This is a genomic window from Pseudomonas savastanoi (assembly GCF_020917325.1).
GTDB classification, from domain to species: Bacteria; Pseudomonadota; Gammaproteobacteria; order Pseudomonadales; family Pseudomonadaceae; genus Aquipseudomonas; species Aquipseudomonas amygdali.
This window is the reverse complement of sequence record NZ_CP076652.1, coordinates 982372-995910: the sequence shown is the minus strand read 5'-3', so window position 1 is coordinate 995910 and position 13539 is coordinate 982372. Positions and strand designations below refer to the sequence as shown.

The 13539-nt window shown below is 57.8% G+C and carries 12 protein-coding genes; 5 read left to right on the top strand and 7 right to left on the bottom strand.

The features are described 5' to 3' along the window. Window positions 1-24 precede the first annotated feature (24 nt). Window positions 25-1962: an S-type pyocin domain-containing protein gene (locus KP808_RS04365; RefSeq protein WP_230018801.1), complete on the top strand. Its 1938-nt coding sequence runs from the start codon at window positions 25-27 to the stop codon at window positions 1960-1962. Between the two features lies 1 nt (window position 1963). Beyond that, entirely contained in the window at window positions 1964-2224 is a 261-nt protein-coding gene (locus KP808_RS04360) for an immunity protein (protein ID WP_230017515.1), read from the top strand. A gap of 435 nt (window positions 2225-2659) precedes the next feature. Here the strand turns inward: KP808_RS04360 and mltA are convergent, their stop codons facing one another. From mltA to KP808_RS04330, 6 genes are all read right to left on the bottom strand, one after another. Next, window positions 2660-3862, bottom strand: a complete 1203-nt coding sequence (gene mltA / locus KP808_RS04355) for a murein transglycosylase A (RefSeq protein WP_230017514.1) — start codon at window positions 3860-3862, stop codon at window positions 2660-2662. A 225-nt stretch (window positions 3863-4087) separates the two neighbouring features. Then, window positions 4088-5329, bottom strand: coding sequence for a phospholipase D-like domain-containing protein (locus KP808_RS04350; RefSeq protein ID WP_230017513.1), 1242 nt, complete (start codon window positions 5327-5329; stop codon window positions 4088-4090). A 63-nt stretch (window positions 5330-5392) separates the two neighbouring features. Next, a complete protein-coding gene (locus KP808_RS04345; protein WP_057430520.1) occupies window positions 5393-6043 on the bottom strand; it encodes a MotA/TolQ/ExbB proton channel family protein in 651 nt (216 codons plus the stop codon). 25 nt (window positions 6044-6068) lie between these two features. Beyond that, window positions 6069-8351 (bottom strand): TonB-dependent receptor, encoded by a 2283-nt coding sequence (locus KP808_RS04340; protein ID WP_230017512.1) that lies wholly within the window; start codon window positions 8349-8351, stop codon window positions 6069-6071. 20 nt (window positions 8352-8371) lie between these two features. Beyond that, window positions 8372-9139, bottom strand: a complete 768-nt coding sequence (locus KP808_RS04335; protein WP_230017511.1) for an energy transducer TonB family protein — start codon at window positions 9137-9139, stop codon at window positions 8372-8374. A gap of 2 nt (window positions 9140-9141) precedes the next feature. Further along, window positions 9142-9549, bottom strand: coding sequence for an ExbD/TolR family protein (locus tag KP808_RS04330; protein WP_002552107.1), 408 nt, complete (start codon window positions 9547-9549; stop codon window positions 9142-9144). A gap of 188 nt (window positions 9550-9737) precedes the next feature. On the opposite strand from KP808_RS04330, the gene KP808_RS04325 reads away from it, so the two are divergent. The 3 genes from KP808_RS04325 (at window position 9738) to ycaC (ending at window position 12651) form a co-directional block, all read left to right on the top strand. Further along, window positions 9738-10301 carry a GNAT family N-acetyltransferase gene (locus KP808_RS04325; RefSeq protein ID WP_230017510.1) on the top strand — a complete coding sequence of 188 codons (564 nt, stop codon included), beginning with the start codon at window positions 9738-9740 and terminating at the stop codon, window positions 10299-10301. Then, window positions 10298-11869: an alkaline phosphatase D family protein gene (locus KP808_RS04320; protein ID WP_230017509.1), complete on the top strand. Its 1572-nt coding sequence runs from the start codon at window positions 10298-10300 to the stop codon at window positions 11867-11869. Before KP808_RS04325 ends, KP808_RS04320 begins: the two co-directional genes overlap by 4 nt. A gap of 155 nt (window positions 11870-12024) precedes the next feature. Beyond that, window positions 12025-12651, top strand: a complete 627-nt coding sequence (gene ycaC, locus KP808_RS04315; protein ID WP_005746486.1) for an isochorismate family cysteine hydrolase YcaC — start codon at window positions 12025-12027, stop codon at window positions 12649-12651. A gap of 10 nt (window positions 12652-12661) precedes the next feature. On the opposite strand, the gene KP808_RS04310 is transcribed toward ycaC, so the two are convergent. Beyond that, a complete protein-coding gene (locus KP808_RS04310; RefSeq protein ID WP_230017508.1) occupies window positions 12662-13522 on the bottom strand; it encodes an SH3 domain-containing protein in 861 nt (286 codons plus the stop codon). Window positions 13523-13539 lie beyond the last annotated feature (17 nt).

The following is a 13539-nucleotide window of genomic DNA, read 5'->3' as shown; positions in this document are numbered from 1 at the left end:
GATTTAAACCTTAAGGATAAGCACATGCCGCAAAACGTCATTACTCTTCCACCCACCATCATAACACCTGGCCAGCCGTTGCCCAGGCCATTAGGCCCCCTATCGGGAGCCGGAGTAATCGCCAGACCGCTGCGATGGGACGGCACTATTCCTGCAAACCATGAGATGGATGCATTCTTCAATAAAAGGGGTATAAGAAACGAGCAGTACACGATATCCATTATCGTGACGGCCTCTTCAACACAGCGAAATATCGATCAGTCTTACAGAGATTTTTTGCCCCTCCTTCCGGCTGACGTTGACGCGGAAATTTCTGCCGGCGTAGGAGATTACCCCTTCTCTGAGTTAGAAAAGTCTACGATTGAAAAAAACGTGGTGGACAGCCTGATTTCACAGCGCGCTGCTGAGTTAGCCAAAAGCAACGAAGGCGCTCATGCGTTCTTTGGCAGGCATGCATTGGCGGTAGATATTAAAAAAAACGCTGTGGATTTTTTAAATATCTTTCAAACAAGAAGAGACCTGGGCTCTCCCCTTGACGTTTATAAAAGCTGGGAAGCCTCAGTTACGGCAGCCTACAGAGCAAAAATTCTTGAAGAGAAAATCAGGATTCTCACAGAGAGGTCTGTATCACTGAGCCATACTATTGCTGCAGCGCAGGCCAGGGAGGACGCACGTATCGCGGCAGAAACCGAGTCGACGAGGCTGGCCGTTGAAGCTGCAGAGCACGCTCGACTTGCTGCCGAAACCGCTGAACAAGCTCGTATGGAGGCGGAGGCAGAGGCGCAGGTCCAGCGTGACGCTGACGAGCACGCGCGCGTGACGGCAGAAGCTCAAGCGCTAGAAGCGGGCAAGACGCTCAAGCTCCAGGAAGCTGCTACACCGCAGTTGGGTGCAGTTGCAGGAGTCATTTCCGTTACAGCAGGATCCGGCCTCTTTCTGGACGCTACCATTCAAGCCGCTATCGAAATATTAACGGCTCTCGCAGGCACGGCTGTCAGCGCTACCACAGCCGTAGGCATCGGCACGTTGCTGTACTCTCCTTCGCTTGGCAATGGAGAGTTACCGGGAAGAATGCTAGACCTTCCGGCCAGGGTTCTTATGCCTGATCTGCCCGACGCCTTGAATGACGTGGCGGCAACAGGTGGAACGATCGATATGCCCTATAGAATTTACGGCGATCGGTCGAAGTATTCAGTCGTGGCAACACAAGCCGAAGGCGGATTTTCTCCTAGGGTGCCTGTGAGGGCTCTGACACTGGACCCAGTGGCCAACGCCTACACATTTACCACTTCGAACACCCCGCCCATCACCTTGACGCTCCCAATCGCTGCACCAGGAAACAGCTCAACGACGACAGTGGCGCAACCGTTAGAAAATCCGGCATACACTGGAATTACGCTGGAACCTATCGAGGTGAAAGCCGAACCTTTACCCGCAACCATCCAGCTGGACATTCGGGACGCCATTTACGTTTACCCGGTACATTCGGGTTTACCACCTATTTATGTGGTGTTCAACAGCCCCTATGACGGAGCAACGACCAGAGGGGAGCATAGCGGTCGAATGTACGATCCTGAAAAAGCGGGCGGCCCCACCCAAAAACTCGACTGGACAACCGCCTCAGTCACTCAGGACGGCATTGATCTCGTTAAGCTGCACACAGGCCGATTCGGAGCATCAGATGCAAATACTATAATGATTGATCGTCTGGAGAAAATTTTGCGGGGCGAGTTAGTCGTGACGGATACTGATAAAAGATTTTACACCCACGAGCTCAGGGAATTAGAACGTTACAGGGCACTGGGGGTGGCTGATGGCGTGCAAGGTAACGTATGGAATAACGCTCATACGGCAGCCCTTGAGGATTACAGAATTAACGAAAACCGTGATTTTCTTTACACCGAAGCGGCTCAATCGGCTGGTGACAGACAAGATCATGCTGACGCATTGAGAGGCCTATAAAATGACTAACATCAAAGACATTATCATTAACGAAACCGTGGCAGATGTATTGGCGGTCCTTGCTCTAAATTCATCCCAACCACGAATAGACAGACTCTACACCGCTTATAAATTTGAAGCTCTCCAGTCCGGTGAACTCTGGGGCACTCATACCAGACTTTTCCGTGAAGGCATTCTGGCTTTAGATGAAAATGGTCGCACGGCTAAAGGACCTAACTGGAAAGAGCCCGCTTTCATCGCTGAGAAAAAATATACTTTTTAATAAACATCACCACCTCTAAAGAGCGCCCGACGTCGACCGGGCGCTCTTCCATCTGGAGCTTGATATCGTAACAGTGCCTCGAATAGCGTATGCCCGACGTCTATTTTACAGTTACATCTGACTTGTCGATCCCCCGATTCCGCTCGGGGATTTCACATATGAGCAGGTTGGATGGCGTCTGGCGGAATGCCGGGTGTCGAAGTAGGACAGTGTAAAAGCCTCAATACCAACGCGCAATATTATTGTGCCCCGATAATCCGATGTATTTCTTCCCTGATTTATATATGAACGTTAAGTTTTCTTTTCTGTATATATTTCTGTTTCTGAAAAACGTGCATTAGGCTGTTTCAAATGCGTTTGGAAGGAAAACGGGGGTGCTCAATGGATAGCTACCTATCCATTGAGCAGGACGGTAGCTATCGAGGTGATAGGATGTCAGTGACTGGCAGGAGCCGGGGTTGTTGCAGGAGCTGTTTCAGTGGACTGAGGCAGTGGCATACCCTTGGGCCACAGCAACCAGATATTGCCTTTCTGTTTCATGTCACCTGCCAGCTTCCCGGCCTCATCGCCAGTGCCCCAGAACAGATCAGCGCGGACTTCACCGGCAATCGCACCGCCCGTGTCCTGCGCAGCAACCGGGCGCACCACGCTGCTGCCATCCGGCCGCGTGGTAGAGAGCCAGAGCAGACTGCCCAGAGGAATCACCTTGCGATCAATGGCTACGCTGTAGCCTGGTGTCAGCGGCACGTTGAGCGAGCCGCGCGGGCCTTCATTGCTGTCGGGGTTACGGGCAAAAAACACATAGCTGGGGTTGCTGGCCAGCAACTCGCTGACCCGTTCCGGATGCGCTTTGGCCCAGGCTGCGATGCTGCCCATGGTCACGTCTTCCTTCTTCAACTGGCCCTGCTCCACCAGCCAGCGACCAATCGCGCGATACGGGCGGCCGTTCTGATCGGCATAGCCCAGACGCAGCTGCGAGCCATCCTCCAGGCTCACGCGCCCGGAGCCCTGAATCTGCAGGAACTGCACATCCATCGGGTCGGTCAGCCAGGCAATCACCGGCGCATTCAACCCCTGCGCGTTGATCGTCGCGGCATCGTCGTAAGGCTTGAGCACCCGCCCTTCGAGCCGACCGCGCAGGCGCTTGCCCTTGAGTTCGGGATAAATGCTGTCCAGATTGACCACAATCAGATCATCCGGAATACCGTAAACCGGCACGTTAGCCGTGGCGGTCTGAGTCAGGCTGCCGGGGTAGACAGGCTCGTAATAACCGGTGATCAGGCCATCGGCACTGCCGCCGTCAGCGCGCAGGCTGTAGACCTGCAACTGACTCTGCAAAAACGTGCGGATCTGCGCCGCATCCGGAGCCGCCACAAGGCTGCCCGCCGCCGTACAGGTCGGTCCCCACACGGCATCAGCCTTCAGACGAACACACGCACTGCGCCATGAGGCAAACCCGGCTTGCAAGTCGGCGTCCGACACGGCTGGCAGCGCGTCCCAACCAGCCTGGCTATAAGTGGTGTGCGGCGGCGCAGGCGGCGTCACCGGCTTATCGGACTTGTCACATGCGGTCAGCAGGGCAGCCAGCGGCAAAGCCAGCGCCAGCCCCCGAAACCATGGCTTGAAAGAGAGCATCATCAGCAGCAATCCTTTTACAGCCCACAGCAGGCTGGAGGGTAAAAGGCGTCATTGTGGCTGAAGCGGGCAGAGGGGCCTAGTGGGGAGCTTCATTCATCAGCAGAGCCGGGCATAGCGCTCCTCGCCAGACCTGTTCCGTCCGGCCCCAGACGCATTCTGATTGTCGATACAACCCGCCATGCTTAACGCCCGGCGTCGCCCTTCCGGCTGCCCGTCTGTTTACTGTCAAGGCCGGCCCGGATGCGGTTCCGGATAGTCGCGGTTGATGTCGATTGGTTTGGCATACGGCCCATCCCATAGCTGCTCATGCAGAGCGCCGATGCGCTTGGCCATTGTGCTGTCGTGCATCACCACTTCCAGGTTGCGCGAGTTGTCGAGATAACCGCCGAGCCAGTTGCTGGTGCCAACCCATGCGACCTGATCATCAATGTCCATGGTCTTGCTATGGATCACGCGTGCATACGGGATGAACCCCTCGGCGGCTACGGGCAGTGTGACGATGCGCACCTGCACGTTGGGCACCAGGGCCAGACTCTTCAAATAGGCAACTTCGGGCATGCCTGTGTTCCAGTCCGACACCATGAGCTTGATCGAAACGCCACGAGCGGCGGCGCTGCGGATGGCGTTATCGATGACCGCATAGTAAGGCCGGGTTTTGTCAGGCCCGTAGGACAAGGGCGCGTAATCCAGTAACTGGACGCGAACCTCGCGGCTGGCTTGCGCCAGTAAACGCGGCAGCTCGGCCTGGGAGTCGAGTACGCCGGGCGGGTTATAGCGCTGCGGACTGGCGACCAGATAGTTGCCAGCGGGCAAAGCATTCTTGTTCGAGTGTGGCGCCGGAATCGGTTTGCCTTCGGCGATGGCGGCCTGGGCAAGCCAGTCCTGATCGAACACGGCCTGCGCCTGGCGCACGACATTCGGCTCGTCAATACGCAGGCCGGTTTCATGGATGTGCTCCAGAGAGCGCCAATCGAAATTCTGACTGCCTATGAACGCCTGCCGGCCATCCACGACGATGAATTTGGCGTGAATGATGCCGCTGCCCGTGAGCTTGGCGTAGGGCAGCACGCGCAAAGTGAGGTTAGGGATCGCCCGCAACCGTTCAAGGGTCTGCGGATCGGACATTTTCAGGCCTTTTTCTTCCAGCAGAAAACGGATTTTCACCCCGCGCTGCCCCGCTGCTGTCAGGCTTTCAAGCACCTTGTCCATCACTGAGCCGGCCTGGTCTGCGACATAGAACTGCTCGATATCGATACCCTTGCGGGCCCCATCGAACAGTTCACGCCAGACCTCGCCGGGCGCTCGCAGATCAGGCGTCTGCAGGTCGGTTCCGAGCGGAACGGTGTGTACCAGCTCGAAACCTGGAATAGCGAAGTCGGCCTGAGCAAACGAACTCGTCAGCAGTAACGCTGCGATCAAGGCGCGGGAGCGCGCAAGTACCCTACGACCTGGAAGATTAAAGAACATGCGGGCCTCATCGCCGGACACAGGCAGGAAGGCGCATGCCAGAGGCACACGCCGGCAGGTTGATCAGGCAGTGCGGTATTTCGGCTGGACCGGGGCAGCCGAATGCTCGGTTTCATCCTGCACCCGTGCACCGCTGGAAGCGCGGATCAACAGGATCTTGAGTTGATCGTTGATGCGTTCCAGGCTGTCCTGAAAGTAGTTGTGAAAGACCACGCAGAACAAGGCGATGGCAATACCCAGCCCGGTCGCGAACAGCGCCGTGCCGATACCGGCAGAAATCTGCCCGGGATCGGACACCCCGGCACTGGCCAGAGCCTTGAACGTGTCGATGATGCCCAGAATGGTGCCCAGCAACCCCAACAGAGGTGCAGCGGTAGTGATGGTCTCGATCAGCCAGAGGCTGCGGGCCAGCGGCGCGCGAGTGCTCAGGTACTGGGTTTCGATGACATCGTCCAGATCCCTGCGCGAGCCCTGAGCATTTTTTTGCGCAAGCACCGGCAGGACCATGTTCAGCGGCAAACCGGCCCGGCGTGTCAGCGCCTCCGGCAGGTCCTTTTCACTGTGCACCGAAGCACTGAGTGCCGCTTGCAGCGCCCGTGCCTGACGGCGTACGTAAGCAAAGTAGATACCCCGTTCGATCGCGACAAAGATCGCTACCGCGATGGCGGCGTACATCACATAAAAGGTGATGTCGTGAAGCTGATTCATGTCCATGGCACAGACCTCTGGTCAATGAAGATTAGAAATTGGCTTCAAGAGAAACGGTAACGGTACGCTCGACGCCGACGATGTACGCCGGGTCGCCGTCGCGGAAACCGCTGTAAGTGCCCGCGTTGGTTTTGGTGGTGTACACGCCGTCCAGGTACTCCTTGTCGAACAGGTTGTCGACGTTCAGACGCAAGGTGGCGTCCTTGACGATTTTCTTGTCCACCGGCAGATAGATGCCCGCGCCCAGATTGAAGATGGTGCGCCCCGGAATGCTTTCGTCATTGGTCAGGTCGCCATACAGCTTGCTGGTGAGCTTGGCGCCAAAGGTCCCGTAATAACTGCCGTCGTCGTAGCCGATGTTGGCGGCCAGCATGTTCTTCGGCACGTTGGCAAACTGCTTGCCGCTGGTAGGCAGCTCGATGGCGGCACCGTTATTGAAAACGGTCAGGTCATCCTTCTGTTTGGCACGGGTGTAGGTGTACGAGGTGTAGTAATTGAAATGGTGCGGCAGCAGGCCGCTCCACTCCAGTTCCAGCCCGCTGTTATCGACTGCACCGGCATTGATGTCGGCAAAGTCACCATTGATGTCTCTTGATGACACCTGACGGTCCTTGAACTGCATGTAGAACAGGGTGGCGGCCAGCGTCATGTCCTGTTCGGTAAAGCGCCAGCCCAGTTCGTGGTTCCAGCTGGTCTCCGGCTTGCTGTTGATGGAACCAGTGCCTGGGTCATAAAGGACGTAGTTCTGCGGTATGCGCATGTTGCGCGACAGGCTGTAGAACAACTGGTCACGCTCATCCAGCTGATACTTGAGGCCTACGTTCGGCAGCAGTTTGTTGTAGGTCTGGTCACGTTTTTCCGGCCGCTCGGTAAGGCTGCCGTGGTTATTGCCTTCACGCTCGACATTCATGTAGGCCAGGCCGCCGACCAGCGTCCAGTCCGGGGCGAAATACCAGGTGTCCTGAGCCCATACTTTTTGTGCAGGCGTCACGGTATAGCGATCACGGCCCTGAATCTCATTGCCGTTGGCATCGACCATGTAATCCGAGTCTGGCCAGATGCTTTCCGGCTTGCCGTTGCTCTTCAGACGAATGAAAGGCTGAGTCTGCAACTGACGCGCGCGCTCATACCAGTAGCCGACTTGCACGCTGTGCTCGTCGTTGACATCCCAATTGAGTTTGGTGGTGATCCCCGGACGCCAGGTCTGCGTCCGCGAAGGCCGGTAATACACGCCAGTGGTCGATGAACCATCAGCGTTATAAGCGGCAGCCGTCGGCAAGTTGCTCAGGTCGAATACACCGTTCTGGTTCGAACCGCGGTTGAGCGCATAGGAAGAACTGTTCACGCCGCTACCATTACCCCAGAAATAATAGGGGATGACGGAAAGAGACAGATTGTCAGCCAGTTTGAATTGGGTGTTGAGCACCGCGGTGAAGGTCTGGAACGGGTTTTGCGCCAGCTCGTAGTAGCTGGACAGTTTGCCGTTGCTACCCCGCGCAGGAGTCGAAGGATAGGGGTCAAACTTGCGCCCGTTCTGCTGGAACTGGCTCTTGGTGAGCTGGCTGTAGCTGTTGTTGTCCTGCTCGTGATACTTGAGGATCAGGTTAGCCGTATTGCCCGAGCCCATGTCGAAGAAGCTGCTCCACTCCACCTTGTCAGCGCGCACGGCACCGTCGCCGCGCCATTTCTGGCCTTCGGTGTGGGACATCGATAGCCAGTTGCTCAGCCCGTTGATTTCGCCGGTATTGAGCCGCGCAAAGGTCTTGTAAGTGCCATTGCTGCCTGCACTTTGTTTGACGAATGCGCCGGTTTCCTTGGTGGGCCGAATGGTCACAATGCCGATGTTGCCGCCGCTGGAACCGATGTGCGGGCCGTCACTTTCGGCAGAGCCCTGGGTGACGAAGATCTGATCGATGTTTTCCGGGTCGCCCAGCAGGTTGGAATACAGTGCATAGTTGCCAGAGTCGTTGATCGGCATACCGTCTACCGACATGCCGACCTGATCGGAGTTGAGGCCGCGCATGGTAAAGCGAAACCCCGACAGGCCGGTGGCATCTTCACTGGAGATATTCAGGCCCGGTGTGTACTTGAGCTTATCGATCGCGTTACCTGTTGCGGTCTGCTTGTCGAGCGCCTCCCTGGTTACCGTGGAGCGCGCCTTGATGCTCTCCTCCTGCACCATGTAGCCACCGCCAACCGTCGCCTTCCCTTGTACGCCAATGGTGCCGACGTCACTGGCACTCGAATCAGCCATGGCCATGCCGTGGCTCATGCCAGCGGCGACCAACGCAAGGTGAATTCTGGAAAACTTCATCACTCTGTTCCTTGTCAGTGCTATTGCACGCTGTAGTTGAAGGTGGCGGTGAAGCGCTGTTCGCTACGCCCGCCGAAGGCTTGTTCGGGAAACGGTTTGACTTGCTTGATGCGTCGCAGACTGTTGGCTGCCGCGCGGTTGAGCAGCATGCTGGACGCCTGGGTCTGAATGCCGGAGTCCAGCACTCGCCCCTGGCGATCAACCAATAACCACACCACGACTTCGCCGCTCGGACGCTCCAGTGAGGCCTGGCGTCCGGTCGGGTACTGTTTGTAGCCATCCAGATCGTTACGCAGCCCTTTGAGGTAGCCGCCTTCGAGGCCCTGCGTGTCTACTTTCGGCTGCGCCGGTGGCTGAGGCGGCGCGACGGCAGCGCTGGCCACAGGCTTACTGGGGGCCTGGACCGGCTCGGCGGGCTTTACTACCGCCGGGGCTGGCTTGGGTACAGGTTCCGGGCGCGGCTTGGGTTCCGGCTTGGGCTTGGGCACGGGCTTGGGGACAGGTTTAGGCGCAGGCTTGGGCGGTGGCGGAGCCGGCTCGGCGTCTTCGCTTTCCACCACGGGCGGCGGCGGTGGCGGCTCTTCAGGCTGAACCGGAAGCGGCTCGGGCGGCACCACGGGCTCTGGCGCTGGAGGCTCGGGCTCGATCAACGCCAGCTCCACGGCTGACTCGTCGTAAACCGGCTCGACCTTCAGGGCCCGCGTTTGCACGCCCATCACAATCACGATGAGCGCCACCAGCGCTGGCAGGCCTGCGAGCCACTGACGTACACGAAACAGGACATACATGGTCAGGATTTACGCGTGGCAATGGAAACCGAGGTAAAGCCACCCAGACGCAAGGTGTCCATGATCTCGACCAGACGTGCGACCTCAACACCCTTGTCACTGTTGACGATAATGGTGGTTTTAGTATCGGGCTTTTCCAGCGCCTTCAAGGCAGGCACCAGAGCCTCGACTGTGGTCGCCTTGCCATCAAGCTGTAATTCGCCGTTGAGGCCCAGGGTCAGGATCGATTTGTTCTGCGGCTTGAGCTGCTGTGAACTGCTGGCGCTCGGCAACTGGGTTTTCATCCCCAGAGCCGGAATCACGTTCAGGCTGACCAGTACGAAAAAAACCAGCAGGAACATCATCACGTCGATCATCGGGATCAGTTCGATGTGCGCCTTGCGTTTTTTAGGTTCGTCCCACGTTCTCATACCGTCCGCCCTTCTTGTCAGAGGCCGAGAATCTAGCAACCGAATATGACCGATCAGTTAGGTTTACATGACTGTTACATGGCCTTTGTAAGCACTTTTGATGGCACTAAAATGTTTCTCGCGGCTGTCACACAACCGCCATGGAAACGCGGCAACTCTTGAGCATTCAACTCAACGGAAAACCCGGGATGCGTCTCGATATGCCCAGTATCCGCACCTCACGACTATTGCTCTGCCCGTTGCAAGCCGAACAGGCCAGCGCCTTGTCGCGACTGGCTGACGACCCCGTGATTGCGAGCATGACGGCCACAGTCCCCTCGCCCTATACCCTGGAGCATGCACAGGCGTTCATTGCCGATGCACCGGAACAATTCGCCGCCGGACGAACATTGAGCCTGGGGGTTTATGCCCAGGAAACCGGGGAACTGACCGGGGTCGTCTCACTGCGCCTGTCGACCTCGCATCGTAGCGGCAACCTGGGTTACTGGATCGGTGCCGATTACCGAAAGCAGGGCTACACCAGCGAGGCGGTGCAGGGTTTGCTGATGCATGGCTTCACCGTCATGAACCTCAACCGCATCGCCGGTCAGTGCTTTGCCGACAACATGGCCAGCGCCAGGGTGCTGGAGAAGTGCGGACTGTCGTATGAAGGCTGTATGAAAGAAGCATTTTTGAAGAACGGTGTTTTCAAAGACATGTTGCTGTTCGGGCTGTTGCGCTCGCAGTACGAACGATCAGAGGCCGCGCAATGACTGACTTCAACCCGGATCGCCGACGCATCATTACCGGCGTAGCCGGTGCCACGCTGTTATCGATCCTCAGCCCGTTTGCCCGCAGCGCGGGTGTCGATTATCCGTTCACGCTGGGCGTGGCATCCGGCGACCCGCTACCTGACGGCTTCGTGATCTGGACACGCCTGGCGCCACAGGTGATGACAGCCACGGGCGATGGCGGACTGAAAAAACCCGTCGAAGTGCGCTGGAAAATCGCCAGCGATGCAGCGATGACTCGTGTAGTACGTACAGGACAAGTAACCGCCCAACCGCGCTTTGCCCATTCGGTGCATGTTGAAGTAGGCGGTTTGCAGCCTGGACGCCCCTATTGGTATCAGTTCGAAGGTCTGGGCGCGCAAAGCGCCGTGGGTCAGGCCTGCACTGCGCCTCTGGCAACCGCCATGGTCTCGGCACGGTTCGGCTTCGTGTCATGTTCGCATTGGGAGGCGGGATATTTCAGCGCTTACAGGCACCTGGCTGCAGAGCGACCTGACATGGTGTTCTTTCTCGGCGACTACATCTATGAAATGAACGTCTCTCCCACAAACATACAGTTCCCGCGCCGCCATGCCACCTCAGACCCGATGGACCTGGCGGGCTATCGCAACCGATACGCCCAGTACAAGACCGACCCGGACCTGCAAGCGCTGCATGCCTGCGCGCCGAGCGTCGCCACTTGGGATGATCACGAAGTACAGAATGACTACGCCGCGCAGTGGTCCCAGGACCCGAACGTTCCGGTGGACAGCTTTCTGCGTCGCAGAGCCGCCGCTTATCAGGCGTTTTACGAGCACATGCCCTTGCGCGCCAGCAGCCTGCCCAAAGGACCGGACATGCGTATTTACCGGAACCTGGATTATGGCCGCCTGGCACGCTTTCATGTGCTCGACGGTCGGCAGTATCGTTCCGAACAGGCGTGCATCCAGGCCAACGGCAGCCGTCGAGGCTACGTAGCGCCCAGCGACTGCCCGGATCTGAGTGACCCGAAACGCACCATGCTCGGCTGGGAACAGGAAGCCTGGCTGGACCGCAGCTTCGCTGAGTCACCTGGACAATGGAATGTCATTGCCCAGGACTTGCTGGTCGCTCCACTGGAACAGCGCAATCTCAAAACACAGGCGCTGGGCCACTGGACCGACGGCTGGGACGGCTACGCGGCGACCCGCGAGCGCATGCTGGCATCCCTGCAACGCCAGCAGACCCGCAACCCGGTGTTCTGGGGTGGCGATATCCATTCGTTCTGGACCACCGACCTGCACGCCGATGCGGGCAATCCGGACTCAGCCGTCGTCGCCACTGAATTCGTCGGCACCTCGGTGACATCCAGCGGACCGCCATTCGACGCCTTCAACAGCATTCTGGGGCTCAACCCCCACGTGAAATTCTTTGACAGCCGCCAGCGTGGCTATGTGGCGTTGGACCTCAGCGAACAGCAGATGCTGACGCGCTTCCAAGTGGTGTCGGATGTGCTCGACCCTGCTGCCAGTGTGTCGACGCTCAAACGCTTTGCGGTGGAGGCTGGCAAGGCCGGGGCGGTTTCTGGGTAGGCGATTCTTGGGGAGGGCAGCACTTGGGACAGTTATTGTCCACTGTGAAGAGACAGTAAAACGCACTTCAGGCGCTTTTTCCGTTTCCGGTGAACTACTAATCTGAGCCCACGTTGAACGCCACACCTTACCTACCCAAACGAAAGGACTTGACCATGAAAAACGCCCCTTACAGCCGCCTGAACAAAGATGACGCCATCGTGCTGCTGATCGATCATCAGACAGGCCTGATCTCGCTGGTACAGGACTTCTCGCCGAACGAGTTCAAGAATAACGTCTTGGCCCTGGCTGACCTGGCCCGCTTCTTCGAACTGCCGACGATCCTCACCACTAGTTTCGAACAAGGCCCCAACGGCCCTCTGGTGCCGGAACTCAAGGCCATGTTCCCCGATGCGCCATACATCGCCCGTCCGGGCCAGATCAACGCCTGGGATAACGAAGATTTTGTAAAGGCGATCAAGGCGACCGGCCGCAAGCAGTTGATCATCGCCGGGGTCGTGACTGATGTGTGCGTGACCTTTCCGACCCTGTCGGCACTGGCTGAAGGCTTTGAAGTTTTCGTGGTCACCGATGCCTCCGGCACCTTCAACACCACTGTCCAGCAAGCCGCCTGGTCGCGTATGACCCAGGCAGGTGCGCAGTTGATGAACTGGTTCTCGGTGGCCTGTGAGCTGCAAGGTGACTGGCGCAACGATATCGAAGGGCTGGGCAACCTGCTGTCCGAGCGGATCCCGAACTACCGTAACCTGATGAACAGCTATTCGGCACTGACTGCTCGGTAGAGGCCCTGCGTCAAATCAACTCCCAGGTATCATTGGCCTGCCTGCAGAATGTGTTCTCCTGCTTTTCAGTGGTGCCACCGTTGGCTTCCAGGCTTACAGAAAGCGGTCGACAAGTAGTCTCGGCCGCTGTTTTGCCGGAGGGCAAGGAAGAGATTGAGCCCAGATCGAATGCTTCAGTCTCTTTGCTGGCCGCTACGTTCATATCATCGAACCTGACTGCAGCAAGCCTCTTTCTGGTGTCGGCATCGGACTGCGTCATCACGTAGTCCTTGTGCACGTAGCCCACGGTCACGCCCTTGCGCCCTACCAGAATCCAGTCACCGGTAGAGCCCACGGCAGTGAATTGCGTATTGCCCGGCAGGCTGCCTACCTTGTCAGCGTTCATGTTCGGTGCAGAGCGCACGTTGAGGGTAGACCGGGTGACATAGGGTTGATTGATCAGCTTCATCGACGGCACGCCCTGAATGTTGGGCGTACGTTTGACATCGATGGTCCGGACCGCCTTGAACTCCGGGCCTGGCGTGATCCGGGCGCTTGCATTGGAGTGATCGGAACGCCAGATGGCAGTGGGCTGTGCCACAGGGGTTGCGGGCTGACTCAGAATTTCCTGAGTGCGCAACGCCAGTGCCTGCTTATCCCTGTCGTCGAGTAACTGACCGATGCGGTTACCGATATAGCCGCCGATGCCTGCAACGATCAGCGCGGCTGCGATCTGACCGTTGCCCTTGCCCATCGTTGCACCGACCGCCAGACCGGCAATACCGCCGATCACAGTGCCCGCCTGTTCCTTGCTGATGCCCATCTGCGCGCATCCGGTGACTGAGGTGGCGATGCTTACCGCCAGAATTGATGCAACGAGCTTCTTGCGCACGGGGCTTACTCCCTTTT

What these genes read in the sequence shown, in the direction of transcription:
- KP808_RS04350 (WP_230017513.1), bottom strand. Translation starts at nt 5,329, where the DNA reads ATGTTCTTTAATCTTCCAGGTCGTAGGGTACTTGCGCGCTCCCGCGCC.
- ycaC (WP_005746486.1), top strand. Translation starts at nt 12,025, where the DNA reads ATGAAAAACGCCCCTTACAGCCGCCTGAACAAAGATGACGCCATCGTG.
- KP808_RS04360 (WP_230017515.1), top strand. Translation starts at nt 1,964, where the DNA reads ATGACTAACATCAAAGACATTATCATTAACGAAACCGTGGCAGATGTA.
- KP808_RS04365 (WP_230018801.1), top strand. Translation starts at nt 25, where the DNA reads ATGCCGCAAAACGTCATTACTCTTCCACCCACCATCATAACACCTGGC.
- KP808_RS04335 (WP_230017511.1), bottom strand. Translation starts at nt 9,139, where the DNA reads ATGTATGTCCTGTTTCGTGTACGTCAGTGGCTCGCAGGCCTGCCAGCG.
- KP808_RS04340 (WP_230017512.1), bottom strand. Translation starts at nt 8,351, where the DNA reads ATGAAGTTTTCCAGAATTCACCTTGCGTTGGTCGCCGCTGGCATGAGC.
- mltA (WP_230017514.1), bottom strand. Translation starts at nt 3,862, where the DNA reads ATGATGCTCTCTTTCAAGCCATGGTTTCGGGGGCTGGCGCTGGCTTTG.
- KP808_RS04320 (WP_230017509.1), top strand. Translation starts at nt 10,298, where the DNA reads ATGACTGACTTCAACCCGGATCGCCGACGCATCATTACCGGCGTAGCC.
- KP808_RS04325 (WP_230017510.1), top strand. Translation starts at nt 9,738, where the DNA reads ATGCGTCTCGATATGCCCAGTATCCGCACCTCACGACTATTGCTCTGC.
- KP808_RS04330 (WP_002552107.1), bottom strand. Translation starts at nt 9,549, where the DNA reads ATGAGAACGTGGGACGAACCTAAAAAACGCAAGGCGCACATCGAACTG.
- KP808_RS04345 (WP_057430520.1), bottom strand. Translation starts at nt 6,043, where the DNA reads ATGGACATGAATCAGCTTCACGACATCACCTTTTATGTGATGTACGCC.